The sequence below is a fragment of the Parabacteroides sp. APC149_11_2_Y6 genome, from assembly GCF_054506995.1.
Map to the genome: position 1 here is coordinate 3,425,486 of NZ_CP173709.1, position 18,508 is coordinate 3,443,993.

Here is an 18,508-nt window from a genome sequence, read left to right on the forward strand (position 1 = left end):
AATGTTCGACAAGCCTGATAGGTGCGGATTCTTTGCTGCGCTGGACAAGCAGTTCGGATGTCCTTTCCTGTTCAGGGAAAAAGACAGGGGTGATATTGAACGCAGGTGCAGGGTGTGTGCTTGCAGAAAGAGATAGTTAATAATATTCAATTTTAACAAATCATGAGCAGAACTCCTAAATCAAATAGAGTGTGGAATAAGCAAGAGAAACGGATAGTTAGGCTTCTCTACCGGAAAGGGCTTTTGTCAGATATGCCTAATTTGTATTGGGCATCATATAAAAAGACTAGGAAGAAATATAAAAACAAAGGTTCATCTTATAGTTGGTATGGCTATCTTGATGAAGTTTATTATTGTATTTGGGACTATTGGGGAGAATGCGATGAATACCCTTTAGTTGATGGGATTATAGATAATCTGATAGAAAAAGGTATTCCTGATGGTATCCTTGAAGATTGCAGATATGATTATTACAAAGCCATTAAACATTCTTTGTTTCAGTACAAAGGGCGTAAGTGGTTCATTAAATATCTTGAAGGATTACCTACCGTCAGATGTGATTCAAAGATAAATAAAGTATTGAAAATTAATTCGTAACAAATTTTAAAAAAAATGAAAGCGGAATTATAAAAAATTATGAGCAAAAGTATTAGTTGGGAATTATACTTAAAGATTCGGCAAGCAATAAACTTTCTACGCAGTATGGAACGTGGCAAGCCTCTAAATCTCGGCTTCTCTGGTGGAAAAGATAGCGTTGTAATTCTCCATCTTGCAGAACATTCCGGTATAAAATTCAATGCCATATACGCTAATACCACAGTAGACCCGCCGGGTACAATCAGTTTTATAAAGAAGAACTATCCACAAGTGCATATTATGCACCCGGAGAAGTCTTTCTTTAAATTGATTGAAGAAAAGGGATTTCCGTCACGACTTCGGCGGTTCTGCTGTGAGGTGTTAAAGGAACGTTATGGAATTGGCAGACGTAGTATTGAAGGTATGCGAGCCGAGGAAAGCCGGAATCGGAAAAATTACGAGCCGGAGCAGTGCGATACTCGTAAGTGGATGCAAGGAGCGATACATATTCTGCCTATTCTCGGATGGACGGAAGATGATGTTTGGAATTATATTCGTTATTATGATTTGCCATATTCAAAGTATTACGATGCTCCATACAATTTGAAACGTCACGGGTGTGTAGGTTGCCCTCTCTGCAATTTTAAGCAGATGCAATTAGAGTTCAAGATGTTTCCCGGTTATGCCAAAAGAATGATAGTAGCCATTGAAAAATACATGAATACTCATCCGAGTGGTTTCCTTGCTCGCAATTTTGCGGACGGATACGAGGCTTTCTACTATTACATCAATGAAATACCTATTGCAGAATTTCACGAGCAGAAGAAAGGTTTATTTGGCTTCAATGCAAAGGAGATTATTCAAAAAGATTTTTTTAATCAATTAGTTAACAACTAACTATCATCTAAATAGAAAGGAACATTTATGAAAAAAGAATATACGTGGTATCCTGATAATCAGGAACGGTTTAGCGAAGTTTTTGATTCTATCGAACAAGCGATTGAAAACGCACAAAAAAAGTTTGACTTAAAGGTTGATGAATACGACGGAGATGAAGAAAACTCATCTGTAATAATTATAGGGTTAGTTGAAAAATTTATTATCAAGTCGGCAGTAGAAAGTATAGTAGATGATATTCAAGACAACCTGGAATGTTCAATCAGCGACTTTGCGTTTGGCATGGATTGGGAATCAGAAGCTCAAATATTGGATAAACATAAAGCGGAATTTAAAGAGAAGGCTGTCGATGCTTTATCCCCTTTGATTGAAAAGTACTTTCATTTCAGTCCAGAGATGAAAAGCATTCCTGTTTTGAAGTACAATTTAGGGAGAAAGAAATATTTATAACTATAAAGAAAGGAATCATGGATAAACAAGAGCTAATAAAAGAAATAATACGTCTTGAATCGGAAATCAATAAAAAAGAAGAAGAACTTGCTGCAATTTGTGAAAAAGAAATTCAGCCTTTGATTTCTGCAAAAAAGTACCAAGACGCTAAGAGATATGTGTTGGATTTCTACCGAGATTGTGTAGATGAAAGAGGCAATAGCATATCAATCGAGAAAGATGTGATTGTCGCTAAATTGAATAGTTTAATCAGTAAATAAAAAATATGAAGTATGAAAAAGATAATGTTCAATGATCGTTTCGGTCTAACAAAGGCCGTGCTGGAAGGTCGAAAGACAATGACAAGAAGAGTTTTTTATATACCTGAGAAATTGGCTTCAAAATATTACATAGAATCAGATAAATTAGTTGTTTGTGAAAGTCAATGTAACGGAGAACTCATACAGTGGCGAGATAGTAATGATAATGTACGTATGATATTTTATCCTATATATCGGATTGGAGAAATAATAGCAATAGCTCAATCATACAAAACATTAGGATACGCACCTGACTCGTTAGATAGAGACCCTAAAGATTTAGGTATAAGAGGTTTCATGAGGGATTCGGCAGGTTGGAATAATAAAATGTTTGTATTAGCTAAGGCTTGCAAGAATAAAATAAAAATCACTAACATAAAGGTACAGCGTTTGAAAGACATATCTGTAGAAGATTGCCTGTCAGAAGGGATTATTAAAGGTAAATGTGGAAGCGCAGAAACTCACTTCATGGATGCTTATTATATACCTAATGATAAGCAACCATACTGTACCCCCAAAGAAGCCTTTGAGATACTCATTGATAAGATAGTCGGAAAAGGTACTTGGGAAAGAAACCCATTGGTTTGGGCTTATGAATTTGAATTAGTGAAATAGTAAATCTTAAGAAAATATAGAACGAATATATGGAAGATGCTACGATTAGAATAGAATCACCAAAAGTATTTGGGTACCTTGTCCATAAGGCAACAAGAACTACAATAGCTGTATATGAACCTATCGGTATATTTAAACAGCTTATGATAAAGTGGTGCTTTGGTTTGAAGTATGAGAAGATTAACAAATAAAAAAATAACGAGTTATGACAGTTGAAGAACTTATAAGCATCTTGGAAGAATACAATCCTAACGCCACAGTGATTTTGGATTGTGGCGATATGAACCAAGTGGAAGTCGATGACGCTTCACAGACGAAAGATAAACGATATGTTGTAATCAGCTAATAACTAAAAGATTATGAAACAAGAAGAAGCAAAAAAATACTGTCAGGATAATGTGCTCAATTACGGCTGGGATGGCGTGCAACAAGAACATATCATAGATGCTTTTGTAGCCGGAGCCGAATGGTGTAAACAAAAAGCGATTGAAGCTCACTGGAAATGCTGTCCTAATTTATCGAAAGACAATGACCAGATGTGCAAGCATCTGACAGATTGCAACCGGCAGTGTTTGTATATGACTGAATTTATAAATCAACTCTAAATAGTCATGAAACAGGGAGATATAATAACAACCCAAGATGGAGTAAAACTGATCGCTGTTCCTTGTCTCGGCAAGAACGAGCCATGTTTCGGATGTTTTTTCTATAAGGAAGGAGAATGTGACGCAGTCAATATTAAATGCTGGGACAAATCGGGAGATGAATTTATATTAACAACTTATCAAACATAATAATAAATGAAACATGGAAAAGATAATACAATTAAGCAACTATGAGTATGACAGGCTAGCAGAATTAGCATCTCTCAATAAACAACAGATAGAGGATAAGGCAATAGCCATGTACAAAGAAAAGGGTGTGGCCAGTGTCAACATAAAGATTGAAGCGGGTCGTAATAATGAATATTCTTATACTCATAACTTCAATTGTTTTACATCCGTTTGGTATAAAGATGATAAATTTTTTATCTCTGAAAAGCTGAGAGATGGACTAAGTAAATATATTAAAGAACGAGTGTTGGACGAAGTTATGGAAAAGTACGGAGAACCTATTTACTTGATAAATAAATATTCAAAACAGAAACGTGAGCTTCAAATAGTAAGATTTATCCTTTGGACTATTGCCGTTTCTGGATGGGCTGCATTTGCAGGATGCTTGTATAAAATTCTAATGTAATAAATTATGAGAACAATTAAATTTAGAGGCAAACGCATCAAGGACAGTAAATGGATATATGGAAATCTTGCCAATTATTCTTTTAACTTATGCTCTTTAAACATTAACAAACCTGTAATCTTTGAGAATATAGCAAGTTTTACAACAGATAATTTCGTATTTGTTGTAAATGATTGTGAAGTTGCCCATGACACCATCGGACAGTTCACAGGGCTACTCGATAGGAGCGGCAAGGAGATTTATGAGGGTGATATTGTACAACTTGACTATATTACAACGATTGGAAAACATCGCATAGGACTTTCATTTGAGGTTAAATGGTGTACCCAAGAAGGATGCTGGATTGGATGGGATGGCTTTGTAGAAAATACTCTTCAACAGACACGCAAAATGTTTGTAGTTAAAGGTAATATCTATGACAACCCCGAATTAATTAACGAATAACAATAATAAAAAGGCATGAAGCGATATAGAATAATTCATGGCAGCGCTTATAATGGCTGTATCCCTATAACAGTTTACTGGGTACAAGTATATGAGAGTGGTTTTCTCTCCGGAAAATGGCGGAATGTGAAAGGATTTGACACTTATTCCAGAGCAAAAGAACTATATGATTTATTAAACAATTAATTCAAGAATAAAAAGTCATGAAACAAATAGTTTATACGGGTAGCAATCGAAATGTGGTGGAGGTATATAACTTTCTAACAGGCGATAGTGTGGAGAGCAGCATGGATGTAAAAACATGTGGAGAATATTTTAGAGTGGATTTTTGCAATGGACCTTGTTCTCTAGGGAACTTAATAATAAAGACTCCTGATGGTGAAAAAATTGTACCTGTTGGAGGAACTATAATTAAAACAAAAAATGGTTTTAACGTAATTCAATCTTAAAAAGAAATGAAGCAATTTGATAAAGGATGGTGGAACTGCTTTTTATCCTATACGGATGAATTAGCGCAAATACAACGTGATTTTGACGTGACAGCAAATGCACAGCTCAAAGCTGCTGGCGTTGAAAAGAAAGAAATTGAGGGTATTCTTAAAACAGAAATAATGTCTGATAAAACGAGAGAATTACTCACAGAATACAAGGATAATTTAAAGTAAATCTAAAGAATATGAATATAAAATACAAGGATATAGATGCTATATCATATGCTTTGTGCTATGCTGGTGCAATGTTAGAGACTAAGATAGAAAATGTTGAAAAATTGGGGCTCAACGAAGTCACAAACAATTACAAATCAAAATTAGAAGAAGTGAAAAAGGCGAAAGATTCACTTCAAAAGATAAGGAAAGAACTGCATCTAAAAGATGATTATGCCTATAATGAAAAGTTCGGAAAGTAGCGTTTAACATATAACTAATATAAGAATAAATGAATCATGGAAAGAATAAATCATCCGAAGGCGATAATAGAAATAACTTCCTTTAGAGGAATAAGTAGCGATGCAAGGCATTTTTACGGGAAGCTAAGAGAGATGGTCGGATTTGAATCCTTTGAGCTGAAAAGACCTATCACCAAGGAAGAATTAGAAAAGCTTCATGACAGGTTTTACTGTTATGAAGAAGGGGATGCAGTTGCTGCTTTTAATTCTTGGCAGGATGTTATCGCTGCTGGTGCCAAGATGGCTAAAGAGAAAGGGATAGCTCTGCACGACGTGGCTGTAGATGGAATACCTAACACAATACGTCTTCCATACTTCGATGCTATTAAACCTTTAGACACAAGACTTAAATGTAAGAAATGCGGAAAGGTTATTAAACCGGGTGAAGGAGTGTATAATACCCCCAGAGGAGTATTTTGTGAAAAATGTTATTAATTCCAAACTAAAAAATACTGAATATTATGGACGAAAAACTAGAAATTGCTGCGGCTACAAAATACCCAGCACATACATTACCGGTTGCCGAATGTTCTCATAAGAGAGAAGGCTTTATAGCCGGTGTCGAATGGCAAAGACAGCATTCATATACCGAAGAACAGATAAAACAAGCCATTCTGGATTATTGCGATGAGAACGGTATGGATGATGAAGAAGCTAAAGAATTTGTAGATGATTTTATTAACAACTTCCTTAATACTAAAAATGCATGAGCAAAAGTAAACATCAAATCGAAGTTGAAAAACTTAGCAAAATAGAATCTGACCTACTCAGATTAATATCTAACTCAGAAAATGAGGAATTACAAAATAAATTCCTTGAGTGGCAGAGACAGAGAGCTATTTGTAATGTATCATTGATTACAGAGTTGGAATATTCAATTAACAAAAAGGTGTAAAACATGGAATATTCAGAGTATAAAGAACTTAATGCCGTTATGAATCTCATTGAGACTCAGTTGTTATGCAAGGGAAAAGACAAACAAGAAAGCCTTCAGATTATTAAGACAAATGTAGAAAAATTCCCTGATAAACCAGATTATAATCTAGCAAATCATGGCGGTATGCTTTGTTCTCCCCTCGAAGTAAAAGAAATGAATATAAAATGCGGATACAGTCCTATTTTTCAAAACCTTATTCCTTATGAACTATTGTGGAATGAATACTTATTGAGAGTAGGAAAAGTTGCAAAGGCACTTTTAAAAAGGGAAGAGACTATTGATATGGATGATGACTTTAAATTTTCTGATTCCAAATTGCAGGCTAACCTTTTAAAAAGAATGGGATATAAAGAAGAGTCACCTAAATGTAAAAATTGCAAACATTATAGTTATAACATTTGTGATGATCCTGAATGCTTATTGATTCCCTTGATTAATATAAAAATACATGATGATGCTTATTGCAACTATTATAAAACCAATAATAATAACTAACAAAAAAAATAATTAGTATGAATAATTACGAACTAATTTGTCTTGCGCTTGAAGAAATACGCAGGCAGGCATATAACTCACAGCAATTAGTTGATAATTTAGGATGGGTTGTAAAGCGCAAAAAAGGTCAAGAACTGGATGAATCACTCCGCTTACTTCTTGAAGAATCAGAGCAAGTACTGAAAGAAGCTTTAGCGACTCTTCGAGACAAGGTCTTAGAACAAATTGCAGAATACAATAATGGAATAGACAATGTCGGTGGCGTTGATGTTGCCCTGTCTAAGGTTGCATTTGACCTGATTTATGAGAGGGCGAAAGCGAATGATTATGAATAAGATAAATAATAAATCAAATGAAACTAAGAACACTAAAAAAAACAATACCCAAAGATTTTCGTAAGAAAATGTATGAAAGCTATAAATTCAGCATGAAGCTGTACGGAAAGCCTATCCAGCCTTATAAGGAGTGGATAAGGGAGGTGATGAATATTAAATTGTAATAGACGTTACCTTTATCCATTATTAAGCTAAGTGCATTAAATAATGCAACCTGCATAAAATTTCATTAAAATTTATGGGCTCAAAATCCAGGGAGTCTATTAGAAATTCTATCTCTTTTTGAATAGTCTCCCTGCATCTTTTTTGTTTTTTTTCTTTCTTCCGCATAGACTTTTTATTTTATGTTTATGACTATCGCAATTGCAAATAAACATCTGAACATCTTTAGATAACTTTTTTCCTAAATATCCAGATAAATAGGCAATTTCCTCCCCTCCCACTGGCATATCGAACACTGTTGATATATGATCCTCCAAATGCCTTAGCTCATGCATCAGAGAGTCTGAAAACTCTTTAGGAGAAGATGTCTTTCCAATTACCATCACTGATTCTTTTAAACGATAATTAGAATAGGTCAATCCTGTATTGAGCCTACATGCTGTTAAATTACGATATGATTCCTCTAATTTTTCTTCAGGACAATCAATATTTTCAAGACATTTCATTATTTCATCTGTCCAATAACATGTAACATGATAAAATACATGAACAAGCCAGTCATATTTTGATATGTAGAGCTCCCGGTATATCATCGTTTTAAAGAGTTGAATTTACGTTCTATCTTGCGCCTTTGCTGCCTCGGAAGATTAGTGTTCTTTAAATTGTTTACTACTGAGGATACTTTTTCGTAATCCTTTTCAGGCATACTCGCCAACACGTCCAAAGGGGACTCTCCCTTTAGGATTCGAAATATGTAACTCCAGCCACTCATTAAAGCATTTCCTCCCAAATTATAGGCGTTCCTGAACCAATCATATCTGCATAAAAGCGGGTGAAAACAATACCTTCGTAAGCATCCGGATCATCACAAACATTCTTAATATAAAGTGCCACATACTGCTCGTTTGGCACAGAAGAATTTAAGTAATCAGCTTTACACATATTCGCAGCGTACACATAATCGAAGCCGCCTTTTTTCTTGACTTCGACACTGTATTTCTTCAATAGTTCATCTACCTGCTCTTTTGTCCAAGGTGTGATTTTCACTTTCTTTCCGTTCCCGTCCTCTTTCTCCATCATGGACACAGCCCATTCACACATTGCCTTAGAAAAATGCCAGCCATATTGTGAAAGATAAGCCTTCATGCCAGATGGGAAGTCGTCATACATATCTAATCTCATATTATTTCCAAATTTAATGAAGGGGAACACCGTCCCCCTTCTGATTAATAACGTCTACGTCTGCGGTACTCTCCCGCGTAACGACCGGTTCCTTTTACACCGCGCCTTTCTCCATAACCGTCACCGCCTCTCGACCAATCCCGGCGAAAATCGTCATTGTCATCATCGTCATCTTCTCTGAATCCCATGCCGCCTTCCATAGCCTTTTTCTTGCCTTCTTTACAGCCGAGTTTATAGGCCTCTTCCATAGCTTCCATCAAATCGTCGTCCTCATAGGCATCGAACTCTCTGTAAAGCTCTTCTAATTTTCTTGATCCCATATTACGTTGTTGCTTTTTTATTGTTAGTACTCTGTTTATCAAGAAGAAGAGACTTAAGTTCCTCAAATCCGCCGCCAAACATCTTTTTCATCTCCGCAATCTCATTTTCAAGACTTTGAATCTTATTCTCCTGCTCTTTCTCTTTTTTAAATTGGGGATTGAGCTGGTTAAGCATAAGTTCGCAATTGTCAATGATAGACTTATGAGTATCTATACTAGCCAAAATCTGTTGACTATTCTGAAGCATAGCGCTGATTTCTTGATTTATCATTGCTATATCACATGATAATACCAATTTTTCACCGCTTTCCGGTTTGTAATCCGCAATAGCCTTATCTGCCGGAACAGATGACAGCTTAACCGTATCATCGCCAACTTTAACCGATATGTCAATAATCATTTCGGGTTGCATAGCCGGATAACCATTTACCATATTTTGAGGTTTAGGACGTAAATTATTTACACCTATCACACTTCCTGTTTCACAAAATGGCTTATCTGTCTTATGCAGAATAAAATATTGATTGCCTTCTCTAAGTTCCTTAAATGTCATTTTCTTCTTGATTTAAAAGAGAGCCGGGATTACCCCCGGACTCTCATCATTTACTTTTTGCTACGCTTGCTTCTGCTGGAGTATTACCCTGAGCAGTCGGAGTAGGATTGTTTGAGGATTTTACACCTAACAGGCGGAATATCCCCTGAGGCTTATTAAACCAAACAATGTGTTCTGTGTAACCACCTAAAACAGGAGATCCGCTACCGGAATCTATCGGGACATTTACGTCACTTCCTATTACCTGCACATTATGATGGTCAACCACCGGAATCCGGTTTGTTCCGACTTGAGTATTTTGCGATGGAACTGTAGTTGCATAACCGTTAGGCACAACAACGTTAACCGCATAAGAAGCCTCTGTAGTCGTAACCGGATGTCTTACTCGCCAGATTAGCACTCCAACTTCAGGAAGCGCACACCACTCAAATGGGTTGAGTCCGAAATCTATTTGTGATTCTTCGCCCGTAGGAGTAGTTACAACCTTGCCTGTCGTAGATAAGACATAAATTCCGTTCACGTCAACTCTGGGGACGCAAGCTCTTACATTTAATCTTGCTGTCATACTATCCCCCCCTTACACTAAGCCGTTATAAGCGCATCCGCAACCTTCACGAGTAACTTGCACTTGCATCTGATTGCAACAGTTCGGATTCGGAACGAAATAAGCAGGAATAGGACACGGAGACTTAAGCTGAGACACAATGTTTGCAGTCTGAGCAGCCTGAGAAATACCCAGTTCCAAAGCTGATTTTTCCTGACGCAAAGTGTCAATCTTGTTCTGCATTTCACGCATTTCAAGTTGACAGAATTTGTCATTGATAATCTGAGTCTGAGCATCAATCTTAGCTCCTAAGATGTTGAATTGAGTGTTTGCCGTACCAGTCAATGTATTTGTCTGATTTACAATTGCTAACTGGTTTTCGTAACCCTGGGTAGTGATAGCGTTACGAACATCGCAGCAACATGAAGCGATCTGACTCAACAACTGATTGTTACCGGATTGAACAGCATTGATAATCTGTTGAGAAGATAAGCCTACCTGGTTACCCACGTTCTGTATCTGTCCCTGAATCTGACAAATAGCGTTCTGTAACTGTTGAGTAGAACAATTAAGTGAGCTTGACAACTGGCTTATTGCCTGTCCATTACCTTGAATTGCGTTCATAAGAAGTTCACGTCCGGCATCATTATTCAATTGAGCAGGCAAACCATTTGCGCCATTGTTGCCGAAGCCATTGCCGCCCCAGCCTCCCCAGACAAAGAATAACAGGATGATCCATATCCACCAGCAACCACCTCCGCCAAATGCGTCTTGATTACCTTTGTTGTTCATCAACGCAGCTACCAAATTGGGGTCAAGAGATTTTCCACCACCTCCCATAAGACTTGGAAGAAATGCCATAATGTCAAATTTACTTCCACCGGAATTTCCTCCTTCGGGAGTTCCAATAAAATAATTTCTATCCATGATTTTAATTTTGTATTATTCCAGCACCATTACTGGACAACACAAAAATACTTATCACGCACCTCTTTAAATATCAATTAGTTAACATGTAGTTATTTATTCGTTCAAGATAAGTAGATAACATTTTACAATTTAGTTCACGTACCGGATAGCATTTAAGTATTTTCTTGATAGTGTGGTATTTCTTATTCATCATTTCTGCTATCTGTGTAGGATAAAAGCCTTTATCAGACAACAGTTTAACAAGTATAGAACGAGCGTCTACGACATCTGACTTCTTACACTCTGAAAGTATAAGTTCCTTTGAAATTTCAGTCTCTTTTGCGACTGCGTCCAATAATTCGGCAAAGATTTCTGACTTACACATATTATTTGAATTTTATATTTACCTTTGCTTCGCCGCATAAAAACATATAAATGCGACAAAAGCATAAACATCCATGTTGAAGACATTAAAGCCTCCAACGTGCGGGTGTTTACGCTTGCATTTGTATCAGTTTTTATGTGGCAATTTGAACGGATACGTTGGGGGCTTTTATTTATTCTCCCAGCCCCAAAGGAGATTGAAACCTAAACTCTTTTCTTAATTACCCAAAAGACTATTATTATTAACGATAATACACCTATCCATATAAGAGTTTCCTGATACCATTTAAGCCGATTCACTTCGACTATCTTATCTACCGGATATGGCACACGAATAGTATCTTGTATGAATATTGAGTCTCGTAAAAAACGGTCTTTATATAAAGTCCTATAATGTTCGATAAAAACAGTATCTCCCTTTATCGCAAAGAAAATTGAATCTCGCTGATAGATAGAATCTCGAACAATCCTGTCCTGATATTCTGTTTTAACGCTTTCTACGGGAACGTATATTGTTTTACTTTTACATCCAATCAATAGAAGTAAAAACAAAAGACCGACTAATAGCTTTATGAATTTCATATCAATACTTCCCTTTTAAATATTGCTTCCGGTTTTGCCCGGACAGTTTCAAAGACAAATGAACAAAAGTTGAATATTGAATGCACTGGTCAAAGTCTAAACCGGACTTCCTCAAACATTCAACAAGGTAGGAAGGGTGTTCACAGGCAACATCTGCCGCTTCGCCTTTACAATTACCCTGAATGCTTATCTTCCCATTTCTACGAACAATAAGGGTTGTGTTCCGATTGTTTACACACCATACAAGTCCATCATAATCAGCAATGGAAAAACTATCTTCTTTTACTTTCGTTTCGAACTTGTTCGGGTTAATAGTAACATGATAGCTTTCTTTCTTAGGACCTGTACTACCCTTAATATTATATACCCCTGCGTCTTTCTTTAAATACTGGCTTCTCATTCCACTAAGGGCACACATAGCCTGTATTGTATCTACATTTTCTTTTATAGAAGAAAATATACTAAAACTTTCACAATTCTCACGTTTATCCCAACTCCCATCATAGAATGAATAATATTGAACTAACTCGCGCAAATTGTCACTACCTATGTTTAATATCCACTTAGGTATTATCTTATTTGGTCCGATAATATCATAAACTTGCCCAGCATAAGAACTACGCAAATAATAATTATATATACCGTTCTTGTCGATTTTTTTTGTGTAATACCAGTCCAATTCATGTAGCAAATTTTCCAATTGTTGACATTTTCGTATCTTTTTAAAACGAAATCCTAATGCTACAGTTCTGTTTTTGTGACAAAAATAACCGTCAGAGATAGCAGCCATACACATTTTTAACAAAGGTATATCAACCTCTGCGCTCCCTTCCATCATCCCAGCACACAAAAACCTTCTTCGCCTTCCATAAATATCTCCTATAAGCTCGATATGATATTTGTCGTTCTCTGTTTTTAATGAGTCGAAGTATTTCTGTGCTTTCGGTGTCATGCTGAAACCACCTTTGCGAATGTACTTGTTTGTGTCATACCTTATAAGCATCCTGTGTTGGTCTGTAACCATTATATCTGTATGTTTCGACTGGATACATATCATTACTCCTTTATGATGACGCTTGATCACATTATCAATAGGTACAAGTTCGATAAATCCGTTTTCGATATTATAACTGTATACATGATCACATTCATCAATAGTATTCGGAGTAGCCCAGCCTCGGTCGGTCAATATTTCTGTGTCCATATCGAAACAATGCTGGCTGGTAGGAACTCCACCGACTGCCGCATTTAATTCGGGACATCGGTAACCTGAATTTATTACCATCCGCTTTCCATAAACCAATCGAAGTGGTTGCAGGAGTTTTATTACAAGGTTTTCAATCGCTTTGACCTCTTGCACGCCCGGGTTATTAGATATGCCTTTTAGCTTTGCGGTACTGCTTTCTGTAAACTCTTTCAGCTCAAAATTTTCACTGATTTTCATTTCTGTTCCTCCTTTTTTTAATATCCATTTGGTGGCTCACGACTACCACACTTTTTCTTTTCACACTTTTTCAAAGCAAGTTCAAGTTTTACATTTGAATAACTCTCTTTCAAAGTAAAAAGCTCATCCTGAATCTGCCGAAGCCTACCAGTTTGCTCTACAAACCGTTCTTCCTTATCGGAGAGTTGTTTTTGCAGAAATTCATTATACTCTCGTAATGCTTTGAACTCTTCCACATCGGCCTGGGCATCTTCTTTTCTTGCATCTGTTTTACGATTAACCCATGCCCTTACGCCCCATTTTATACCTTCTATACCTCCCATTGCCCCTACAATAGTCAATATATCTGCCAATTCTATAGTCATAATTTTTAATTTTGATGATTTTACAATTGAACTATGGCAACCGTTTATTTGCTTTCTGTTTTATTCTTAACTTCCATGATTTTAAATGTTTATGATTGACGACATCCTTCATTAACAACTCTCTCTGACTCTTGTCTCAGCCTCTTGTCCTCTGAAGGAATAATCGCAGATGTTGGGACAACCTGTATATTCAAACCTCCCGTCCCTGTCGTGCTTATAGTCATACCTTTGACAGGGACACAATGAAAGCACATTGGAGTTGCAGGGGAATACACCCTACCGCATTTCGGGCATTCCCATCCCTGATTTATAATCCTTTCCATTTTTTATAAATTTACAATGTTTGTGTCTGCTTCAATAGCGTTGATAAAGGAGATGATGTCTTCTGAGACAGATGAAAGGACATCAACCTGAACAGATACATTTATATAGTTACCTCCTGCTGCTGAATTTGCTGAATAAGAAAAGCTACCGACAACTTTTGAAACATCATTCAATAGATATATTTGCCCTTGTGCCTGTTTGACCTTTTCAGCACATACTACAACTTTTATATCTTTAAATACGACATTTGCTCCAGTCGCATTTACAAGTACTTGAACGTCTGTTTTGTTTACTTTTTCGATTTGCATAATGTTTTGTTTTATATGATTTATACTTGTTGTAAGAATAATGTGGCAGTTTGTGTTGTACCATCAGCCTGTAATGTTACTACACTCGAAGGAGCGTCAATCATTCGAGGGCTACAGTATAAATAGTCTCCAACTTTTCGAACATTCCAGCTACCCTGATTGGTATAGCTTTTAATGCTCCAATTCCTTTTCTCTGTATTTGTTATAACACCGTTGGTTATAGTCAGATAATTACAGGTTACCAATGTGGACTTTTCATTTATGTCTCCATTGATATTCCATGATAGTGTTCCTACTGAAGTGTAAAAGTCATATCTGTTTGTGACGACATTTTTCTTGACTATATCATCTAATACAGGACACTCCGTATCACCATAATTACCAATGACATTGAACGCATTACTACCTAATATTTCTGCTTTAGTCAAACATAGAGAACGAGGTAATTCAACCCAATAGCTTCCCCATCTATCTTGTATTGCTCCTACGGTATTAATTTCGTTACTCATATTACTTAATATTTAATTGTTTCTTCAAATTATCTACTTTTTGATTAAGAAGTTTCAGGCCTTCAAGGGCTAAAACTCCAAGCATCTCATATTCAACTTGTTTAACTTTAACATATTTAACTTGTTCCCCATGTTCCTCTTTAACTTCAACTTCCCAATCATCTCTCTCTGGAACTTCTGATTTCTTTTTAAAATTTTCAGAGACTATTTCAGGACAAATTTTCTCAATATCTTGTGCTATTGAACCAATCTGCTCTTTACCATCCATAATGAAAATTGAAGTAGGAATTGAAAGGATTTGGTCTAGAGTATGTTTTAGAGGCTTAATGTTGGATTTTAGTCTTCTATCTGACTCTTTAAAGAATCCACCAGATGCACGAATAGATGTTGCTGTGTACCATCCACTAGGATTCGCAGCGAAAAGATAATTATGATATTTATTATATAATCCGCAATTTGGTTCATAAGCTATATAATTACCATATATACCAACATGTCCTACTGTATCAAAAAAGTAATTTCTCCATATTGTGCCATTATCATCTAATCCAACAGATAAAACTGCATTGCTAAATGAACTACTTATATGCTCTAAACCTATAGCAACACGAGAAACATACCCTTGGTTTACTTTCGTTCCAGCTACAAGTATCTTTCTTTGAATAGTATTTACGTCAACATAAATAGAGTCTGCATCACCTATATCTTGCATTTTATAACTTGGCTTGCTTTCTGCTTTTGCCCAAGCGTAAACATCTGAAGCTGGTCTTGCGTTAGTTAGTCTTGAATCACCTTCAAATATAAACTTTCTCCAAGCTGTCCATGCTGTAGTATCAAATCTACTTCTAAAACTAAGACTATTATCCGTTGAAAAACCTATCTGAAATGGATATATCCCTCCATTACCGGGAGCGGTATTCGGATGATTACTAACTTGAAGAATTGTGCCATATGTATTAGCGACAGGGATTGTTCCTGCCGATGTTGGAGAATAGGTATTAGACCAGCTACTTCCTGTAGTGTCTAAATTTGTGACTTCTTTGTTAGTAACAAATAATGAATCCAAGTTCTTACCTCCAACTGTAGCTGAATTACCTCCATTGGCAGCAGCAGTAATCGTAATGTTGGCTGTGCCATCGAATGCGACACCATTTATAGTTCTTGCTGTTGCAAGTTTAGTGGCTGCAACAGCAGTACCACCGGAAGGCAAAGCCCCAACTTCCGAAGCTGTATATGTTGGCTTATTCGCACCAATCCAACTTGGTTTACTTGCTACATTATTCCATGCAACGGTGTTTGCACTATCAGCTATAATAGCTTTAGCAACTTTACCGTTAGCATCTAACAAAGCAAAGGCGGAGCTATGTTTACCATCGAGTAAATCAGCATCTAACCCTGAACCTGAACCGTCGTTGCCGGCATACCAAACCTTTTGGTTTCTATACAAAATCTCTCCATCATTCCTAAGTTGTAATTGACTTCCGCTTATATGATTATTCAAAACCAATTTAGAATCATCAATGCCTATTGCACCAATATAATCGCTACCTTTATAAAAATCAATAAATCTATTATCAGGAGTAGTTGAATTAAAATGAATCCTATCTGTTATAGTTCCACCCGTCAACTTCAAATACTTCTCATCCGCATCAACCAGCGTCCCTGTAGCACTATTGTTTGCAGATGGTTTGAACAGGTATGTCTTGCCTGATACAAGCCCGGATTCCACAACGCTAACATTTCCCTTACCTTGCGGACCCTGGGGAATGGTCATATTCAGTTTGAATATAGGTGCACCTTCGGGAGTGAAGCCGTTTGCTGTTATCGAGGCAGAAGCTTGACCGCCCGGAGTGCCGGTTGTTATTGTTCCAATTTGCAAGACAGGGGCTTTCCCTTTTTCGCCTTTAGGCAAAACAAGGTTCAATTTGTAACGGGGATTACCATTACTATCCACACCGTTTTCCGATAGGGTAACAGCAGGAGTTACACCGGATGATACTGTTCCTATGCTAAATTGCGGAGTCTTACCAGTGAAACCGATTGCTCCTGACATATCGACAAGGAAATCGTAGGCATAAGAGCCGTTTGTATTCTGTACTTTCACATACAGCTTTGCATTGTCAGGGTCTTCGACATTGTTTGTATTGACAAGAACAAAATCACCTACTTCTATCTCTGCATTGTTTACATCAGCCTGTAAAGCGGCAACAGAGGCATATACTTTTTTAATGCTGAAAGCATCACCTTTTACGTAAATATCTGTTTTATCGTAAGCCTTAGTCGCTTTATTCCACTTATACACATAGTTGTCTTCTCCAATGTAAGTCGGATGATTGGCTGTGTCGTTTGCATTTGCCGTCGCAGTCTCGGCATTCTGCTTCAATGTGGCAAACTCTGTGACACGGTTGTTCTCAGCCGTTACACGAGCTTTTTCCGCATCTACACGCCCCGTCTCGGCGGTTTTACGGGCATTTTCCTGACTGACACGGGTATTCTCTGCATTTACTCTACCTGTCTCTGCCGTCTTTCTTGCGTTTTCATTTGAGACGCGTGCAGACTCTGCATTGACACGCCCGGTTTCAGCCGTTTCCCTTTCATCCTCGGAATTTTCGCGGTTTACTTCCGCTACACGTCTTGCAGATTCTGCATCGACGCGCCCCTTTTCTGCATTGACACGTCCTGATTCAGCAGTACTGACAGAAGATTCTAATTCCCTAACGTCATCCATTAGAGCATTAGCTTCTTCGGTAATGCCATCCATCTTTTTACGTACTTCAGTCGCCGCATCAGTTGCTGGTTTCTGGAATTGAGCTAAAACATCAGCAGGAAGATGACGCCAGAGGTCTTCAACCTGTTCCGGGGTAAGGTCTGAATATTTCAGTTTTAGCACTTCATAGGTAACAAGTATCCGCCAAGCGGTGTCAGCTTCGTCCCTGTATTTCCATTCAATGCCTTGAGAACCGGTACGTAATACAACCGGTTCCCCTCGCAAATCTTCTATCTTATACAGATTCTGCCATACGCCATCTGTCCAGCGCCATTGGATGTAAGTTCTATCAGCATTGACTTGCAGGTAGATTTCCCGTCCGTCCACGCCCTTGAGAAGCTCAACTGCGACACGGACTAACTTGTAAACATTACCCGCCTGCTGAAAAACCGGAAGAGATGAAACCCCTTGCAAGCTCTTCACTTCCTCGTATTGTCCCGGGTCTTTCTGGGTAGAGCTTATCAATGCGACCAATGCCGGCATTAATTTCTCCATGTCGTTCGGGGTGACGATGGTTCCGTCTTCAAATATGATATCTCCTGCTTCCATAAGCTATTTTATCCTATTAATTCTGCAATCTGACCGTATCCACCTGCTGTCAGCGAACGTTCACAAATACGCTTGATTAATGCAGCATCTTCGGGGGATAACTCAACTTCTCCTGTAGAAGGTATAATCAACAGGTTTAATTTATAAGCCCGGAACTTTTCTTCTGCCGAATAACCATCTGCGCAAGAATATAAACACTGACAAACAGTATCTTTTATTACCTGATTTGTCTCTTCTCCTTTGTAGTCTTTAAATGACTGATTAAAATTCACTTTCATAACTTTACGTTTTTAATTGTTTTTATTTTTACTAAAATTGATATCAACTAAACTCTGCTATTAAAGCCCAGAGGCGGCTCTTTTTTAAGTTAGAT

At 37.3% G+C, this 18,508-nt stretch carries 30 protein-coding genes; 18 read left to right on the plus strand and 12 right to left on the minus strand.

What is annotated here, in order from left to right:
• Nucleotides 1-162: 162 nt before the first annotated feature.
• The 18 genes from ACGE0T_RS14095 (at nucleotide 163) to ACGE0T_RS14180 (ending at nucleotide 7,397) form a co-directional block, all read left to right on the plus strand.
• Complete coding sequence (locus tag ACGE0T_RS14095; RefSeq protein ID WP_459187259.1) at nucleotides 163-597, plus strand: hypothetical protein; 435 nt, start codon at nucleotides 163-165, stop codon at nucleotides 595-597.
• 39 nt (nucleotides 598-636) lie between these two features.
• On the plus strand, nucleotides 637-1,473 hold the full coding sequence (locus ACGE0T_RS14100) for a phosphoadenosine phosphosulfate reductase family protein (protein WP_459187260.1): 837 nt from the start codon (nucleotides 637-639) through the stop codon (nucleotides 1,471-1,473).
• Nucleotides 1,474-1,500: 27 nt separating this feature from the next.
• Complete coding sequence (locus tag ACGE0T_RS14105; RefSeq protein ID WP_459187261.1) at nucleotides 1,501-1,923, plus strand: hypothetical protein; 423 nt, start codon at nucleotides 1,501-1,503, stop codon at nucleotides 1,921-1,923.
• Between the two features lie 17 nt (nucleotides 1,924-1,940).
• Nucleotides 1,941-2,183 carry a hypothetical protein gene (locus ACGE0T_RS14110; RefSeq protein ID WP_459187262.1) on the plus strand — a complete coding sequence of 81 codons (243 nt, stop codon included), beginning with the start codon at nucleotides 1,941-1,943 and terminating at the stop codon, nucleotides 2,181-2,183.
• A 12-nt stretch (nucleotides 2,184-2,195) separates the two neighbouring features.
• Nucleotides 2,196-2,837 carry a hypothetical protein gene (locus ACGE0T_RS14115; protein ID WP_459187263.1) on the plus strand — a complete coding sequence of 214 codons (642 nt, stop codon included), beginning with the start codon at nucleotides 2,196-2,198 and terminating at the stop codon, nucleotides 2,835-2,837.
• 205 nt (nucleotides 2,838-3,042) lie between these two features.
• Entirely contained in the window at nucleotides 3,043-3,183 is a 141-nt protein-coding gene (locus ACGE0T_RS14120) for a hypothetical protein (RefSeq protein WP_186928876.1), read from the plus strand.
• A 13-nt stretch (nucleotides 3,184-3,196) separates the two neighbouring features.
• Entirely contained in the window at nucleotides 3,197-3,442 is a 246-nt protein-coding gene (locus ACGE0T_RS14125; RefSeq protein ID WP_459187264.1) for a hypothetical protein, read from the plus strand.
• A 202-nt stretch (nucleotides 3,443-3,644) separates the two neighbouring features.
• Nucleotides 3,645-4,076 carry a hypothetical protein gene (locus ACGE0T_RS14130; RefSeq protein WP_459187265.1) on the plus strand — a complete coding sequence of 144 codons (432 nt, stop codon included), beginning with the start codon at nucleotides 3,645-3,647 and terminating at the stop codon, nucleotides 4,074-4,076.
• A gap of 6 nt (nucleotides 4,077-4,082) precedes the next feature.
• The gene (locus ACGE0T_RS14135) at nucleotides 4,083-4,520 is read left to right on the plus strand and encodes a YopX family protein (protein WP_459187266.1); all 438 of its coding nucleotides are present in this window, start codon (nucleotides 4,083-4,085) and stop codon (nucleotides 4,518-4,520) included.
• Nucleotides 4,521-4,535: 15 nt separating this feature from the next.
• Nucleotides 4,536-4,706 carry a hypothetical protein gene (locus tag ACGE0T_RS14140; RefSeq protein ID WP_459187267.1) on the plus strand — a complete coding sequence of 57 codons (171 nt, stop codon included), beginning with the start codon at nucleotides 4,536-4,538 and terminating at the stop codon, nucleotides 4,704-4,706.
• 17 nt (nucleotides 4,707-4,723) lie between these two features.
• Nucleotides 4,724-4,969 (plus strand): hypothetical protein, encoded by a 246-nt coding sequence (locus ACGE0T_RS14145; protein ID WP_459187268.1) that lies wholly within the window; start codon nucleotides 4,724-4,726, stop codon nucleotides 4,967-4,969.
• A 6-nt stretch (nucleotides 4,970-4,975) separates the two neighbouring features.
• Nucleotides 4,976-5,185, plus strand: coding sequence for a hypothetical protein (locus tag ACGE0T_RS14150; protein WP_005812713.1), 210 nt, complete (start codon nucleotides 4,976-4,978; stop codon nucleotides 5,183-5,185).
• An 11-nt stretch (nucleotides 5,186-5,196) separates the two neighbouring features.
• Nucleotides 5,197-5,427 carry a hypothetical protein gene (locus ACGE0T_RS14155; protein WP_459187269.1) on the plus strand — a complete coding sequence of 77 codons (231 nt, stop codon included), beginning with the start codon at nucleotides 5,197-5,199 and terminating at the stop codon, nucleotides 5,425-5,427.
• A gap of 36 nt (nucleotides 5,428-5,463) precedes the next feature.
• Nucleotides 5,464-5,901, plus strand: a complete 438-nt coding sequence (locus ACGE0T_RS14160) for a hypothetical protein (RefSeq protein WP_459186698.1) — start codon at nucleotides 5,464-5,466, stop codon at nucleotides 5,899-5,901.
• A 26-nt stretch (nucleotides 5,902-5,927) separates the two neighbouring features.
• Entirely contained in the window at nucleotides 5,928-6,176 is a 249-nt protein-coding gene (locus ACGE0T_RS14165; protein WP_459187270.1) for a hypothetical protein, read from the plus strand.
• A 188-nt stretch (nucleotides 6,177-6,364) separates the two neighbouring features.
• On the plus strand, nucleotides 6,365-6,898 hold the full coding sequence (locus ACGE0T_RS14170) for a hypothetical protein (RefSeq protein ID WP_459187271.1): 534 nt from the start codon (nucleotides 6,365-6,367) through the stop codon (nucleotides 6,896-6,898).
• A 17-nt stretch (nucleotides 6,899-6,915) separates the two neighbouring features.
• Nucleotides 6,916-7,233, plus strand: a complete 318-nt coding sequence (locus ACGE0T_RS14175; protein WP_459187272.1) for a hypothetical protein — start codon at nucleotides 6,916-6,918, stop codon at nucleotides 7,231-7,233.
• Nucleotides 7,234-7,250: 17 nt separating this feature from the next.
• Complete coding sequence (locus tag ACGE0T_RS14180; RefSeq protein ID WP_459187273.1) at nucleotides 7,251-7,397, plus strand: hypothetical protein; 147 nt, start codon at nucleotides 7,251-7,253, stop codon at nucleotides 7,395-7,397.
• Nucleotides 7,398-7,505: 108 nt separating this feature from the next.
• On the opposite strand, the gene ACGE0T_RS14185 is transcribed toward ACGE0T_RS14180, so the two are convergent.
• From ACGE0T_RS14185 to ACGE0T_RS14240, 12 genes are all read right to left on the minus strand, one after another.
• Nucleotides 7,506-7,988, minus strand: a complete 483-nt coding sequence (locus ACGE0T_RS14185; RefSeq protein ID WP_459187274.1) for a hypothetical protein — start codon at nucleotides 7,986-7,988, stop codon at nucleotides 7,506-7,508.
• 178 nt (nucleotides 7,989-8,166) lie between these two features.
• Complete coding sequence (locus ACGE0T_RS14190) at nucleotides 8,167-8,577, minus strand: DUF7841 family protein (protein ID WP_459187275.1); 411 nt, start codon at nucleotides 8,575-8,577, stop codon at nucleotides 8,167-8,169.
• A 44-nt stretch (nucleotides 8,578-8,621) separates the two neighbouring features.
• Nucleotides 8,622-8,897: a hypothetical protein gene (locus ACGE0T_RS14195; protein WP_459187276.1), complete on the minus strand. Its 276-nt coding sequence runs from the start codon at nucleotides 8,895-8,897 to the stop codon at nucleotides 8,622-8,624.
• Between the two features lies 1 nt (nucleotide 8,898).
• A complete protein-coding gene (locus ACGE0T_RS14200) occupies nucleotides 8,899-9,450 on the minus strand; it encodes a hypothetical protein (protein WP_459187277.1) in 552 nt (183 codons plus the stop codon).
• A 46-nt stretch (nucleotides 9,451-9,496) separates the two neighbouring features.
• Nucleotides 9,497-10,015, minus strand: coding sequence for a hypothetical protein (locus ACGE0T_RS14205; protein ID WP_459187278.1), 519 nt, complete (start codon nucleotides 10,013-10,015; stop codon nucleotides 9,497-9,499).
• 12 nt (nucleotides 10,016-10,027) lie between these two features.
• Nucleotides 10,028-10,921: a hypothetical protein gene (locus ACGE0T_RS14210; RefSeq protein WP_459187279.1), complete on the minus strand. Its 894-nt coding sequence runs from the start codon at nucleotides 10,919-10,921 to the stop codon at nucleotides 10,028-10,030.
• Nucleotides 10,922-11,870: 949 nt separating this feature from the next.
• A complete protein-coding gene (locus tag ACGE0T_RS14215) occupies nucleotides 11,871-13,313 on the minus strand; it encodes a D-Ala-D-Ala carboxypeptidase family metallohydrolase (protein WP_459187280.1) in 1,443 nt (480 codons plus the stop codon).
• Nucleotides 13,314-13,330: 17 nt separating this feature from the next.
• Nucleotides 13,331-13,678, minus strand: coding sequence for a hypothetical protein (locus tag ACGE0T_RS14220; protein WP_459187281.1), 348 nt, complete (start codon nucleotides 13,676-13,678; stop codon nucleotides 13,331-13,333).
• A gap of 326 nt (nucleotides 13,679-14,004) precedes the next feature.
• Nucleotides 14,005-14,310 carry a hypothetical protein gene (locus tag ACGE0T_RS14225; RefSeq protein WP_459187282.1) on the minus strand — a complete coding sequence of 102 codons (306 nt, stop codon included), beginning with the start codon at nucleotides 14,308-14,310 and terminating at the stop codon, nucleotides 14,005-14,007.
• A 20-nt stretch (nucleotides 14,311-14,330) separates the two neighbouring features.
• The gene (locus tag ACGE0T_RS14230; RefSeq protein WP_459187283.1) at nucleotides 14,331-14,819 is read right to left on the minus strand and encodes a hypothetical protein; all 489 of its coding nucleotides are present in this window, start codon (nucleotides 14,817-14,819) and stop codon (nucleotides 14,331-14,333) included.
• Nucleotide 14,820: 1 nt separating this feature from the next.
• A complete protein-coding gene (locus tag ACGE0T_RS14235) occupies nucleotides 14,821-18,135 on the minus strand; it encodes a tail fiber domain-containing protein (protein ID WP_459187284.1) in 3,315 nt (1,104 codons plus the stop codon).
• A gap of 8 nt (nucleotides 18,136-18,143) precedes the next feature.
• Nucleotides 18,144-18,413, minus strand: a complete 270-nt coding sequence (locus ACGE0T_RS14240) for a hypothetical protein (protein WP_459187285.1) — start codon at nucleotides 18,411-18,413, stop codon at nucleotides 18,144-18,146.
• Nucleotides 18,414-18,508 lie beyond the last annotated feature (95 nt).

Excerpts from the sequence above, each read along its gene's own strand:
- ACGE0T_RS14160 (WP_459186698.1), top strand. The coding sequence starts at position 5,464 with ATGGAAAGAATAAATCATCCGAAGGCGATAATAGAAATAACTTCCTTT.
- ACGE0T_RS14185 (WP_459187274.1), bottom strand. The coding sequence starts at position 7,988 with ATGATATACCGGGAGCTCTACATATCAAAATATGACTGGCTTGTTCAT.
- ACGE0T_RS14125 (WP_459187264.1), top strand. The coding sequence starts at position 3,197 with ATGAAACAAGAAGAAGCAAAAAAATACTGTCAGGATAATGTGCTCAAT.
- ACGE0T_RS14180 (WP_459187273.1), top strand. The coding sequence starts at position 7,251 with ATGAAACTAAGAACACTAAAAAAAACAATACCCAAAGATTTTCGTAAG.
- ACGE0T_RS14240 (WP_459187285.1), bottom strand. The coding sequence starts at position 18,413 with ATGAAAGTGAATTTTAATCAGTCATTTAAAGACTACAAAGGAGAAGAG.
- ACGE0T_RS14150 (WP_005812713.1), top strand. The coding sequence starts at position 4,976 with ATGAAGCAATTTGATAAAGGATGGTGGAACTGCTTTTTATCCTATACG.
- ACGE0T_RS14105 (WP_459187261.1), top strand. The coding sequence starts at position 1,501 with ATGAAAAAAGAATATACGTGGTATCCTGATAATCAGGAACGGTTTAGC.
- ACGE0T_RS14225 (WP_459187282.1), bottom strand. The coding sequence starts at position 14,310 with ATGCAAATCGAAAAAGTAAACAAAACAGACGTTCAAGTACTTGTAAAT.
- ACGE0T_RS14220 (WP_459187281.1), bottom strand. The coding sequence starts at position 13,678 with ATGACTATAGAATTGGCAGATATATTGACTATTGTAGGGGCAATGGGA.
- ACGE0T_RS14155 (WP_459187269.1), top strand. The coding sequence starts at position 5,197 with ATGAATATAAAATACAAGGATATAGATGCTATATCATATGCTTTGTGC.
- ACGE0T_RS14130 (WP_459187265.1), top strand. The coding sequence starts at position 3,645 with ATGGAAAAGATAATACAATTAAGCAACTATGAGTATGACAGGCTAGCA.
- ACGE0T_RS14140 (WP_459187267.1), top strand. The coding sequence starts at position 4,536 with ATGAAGCGATATAGAATAATTCATGGCAGCGCTTATAATGGCTGTATC.
- ACGE0T_RS14230 (WP_459187283.1), bottom strand. The coding sequence starts at position 14,819 with ATGAGTAACGAAATTAATACCGTAGGAGCAATACAAGATAGATGGGGA.
- ACGE0T_RS14200 (WP_459187277.1), bottom strand. The coding sequence starts at position 9,450 with ATGACATTTAAGGAACTTAGAGAAGGCAATCAATATTTTATTCTGCAT.
- ACGE0T_RS14235 (WP_459187284.1), bottom strand. The coding sequence starts at position 18,135 with ATGGAAGCAGGAGATATCATATTTGAAGACGGAACCATCGTCACCCCG.
- ACGE0T_RS14215 (WP_459187280.1), bottom strand. The coding sequence starts at position 13,313 with ATGAAAATCAGTGAAAATTTTGAGCTGAAAGAGTTTACAGAAAGCAGT.
- ACGE0T_RS14190 (WP_459187275.1), bottom strand. The coding sequence starts at position 8,577 with ATGAGATTAGATATGTATGACGACTTCCCATCTGGCATGAAGGCTTAT.
- ACGE0T_RS14175 (WP_459187272.1), top strand. The coding sequence starts at position 6,916 with ATGAATAATTACGAACTAATTTGTCTTGCGCTTGAAGAAATACGCAGG.
- ACGE0T_RS14210 (WP_459187279.1), bottom strand. The coding sequence starts at position 10,921 with ATGGATAGAAATTATTTTATTGGAACTCCCGAAGGAGGAAATTCCGGT.
- ACGE0T_RS14100 (WP_459187260.1), top strand. The coding sequence starts at position 637 with ATGAGCAAAAGTATTAGTTGGGAATTATACTTAAAGATTCGGCAAGCA.
- ACGE0T_RS14095 (WP_459187259.1), top strand. The coding sequence starts at position 163 with ATGAGCAGAACTCCTAAATCAAATAGAGTGTGGAATAAGCAAGAGAAA.
- ACGE0T_RS14120 (WP_186928876.1), top strand. The coding sequence starts at position 3,043 with ATGACAGTTGAAGAACTTATAAGCATCTTGGAAGAATACAATCCTAAC.
- ACGE0T_RS14135 (WP_459187266.1), top strand. The coding sequence starts at position 4,083 with ATGAGAACAATTAAATTTAGAGGCAAACGCATCAAGGACAGTAAATGG.
- ACGE0T_RS14165 (WP_459187270.1), top strand. The coding sequence starts at position 5,928 with ATGGACGAAAAACTAGAAATTGCTGCGGCTACAAAATACCCAGCACAT.
- ACGE0T_RS14145 (WP_459187268.1), top strand. The coding sequence starts at position 4,724 with ATGAAACAAATAGTTTATACGGGTAGCAATCGAAATGTGGTGGAGGTA.
- ACGE0T_RS14115 (WP_459187263.1), top strand. The coding sequence starts at position 2,196 with ATGAAAAAGATAATGTTCAATGATCGTTTCGGTCTAACAAAGGCCGTG.
- ACGE0T_RS14110 (WP_459187262.1), top strand. The coding sequence starts at position 1,941 with ATGGATAAACAAGAGCTAATAAAAGAAATAATACGTCTTGAATCGGAA.
- ACGE0T_RS14170 (WP_459187271.1), top strand. The coding sequence starts at position 6,365 with ATGGAATATTCAGAGTATAAAGAACTTAATGCCGTTATGAATCTCATT.
- ACGE0T_RS14195 (WP_459187276.1), bottom strand. The coding sequence starts at position 8,897 with ATGGGATCAAGAAAATTAGAAGAGCTTTACAGAGAGTTCGATGCCTAT.
- ACGE0T_RS14205 (WP_459187278.1), bottom strand. The coding sequence starts at position 10,015 with ATGACAGCAAGATTAAATGTAAGAGCTTGCGTCCCCAGAGTTGACGTG.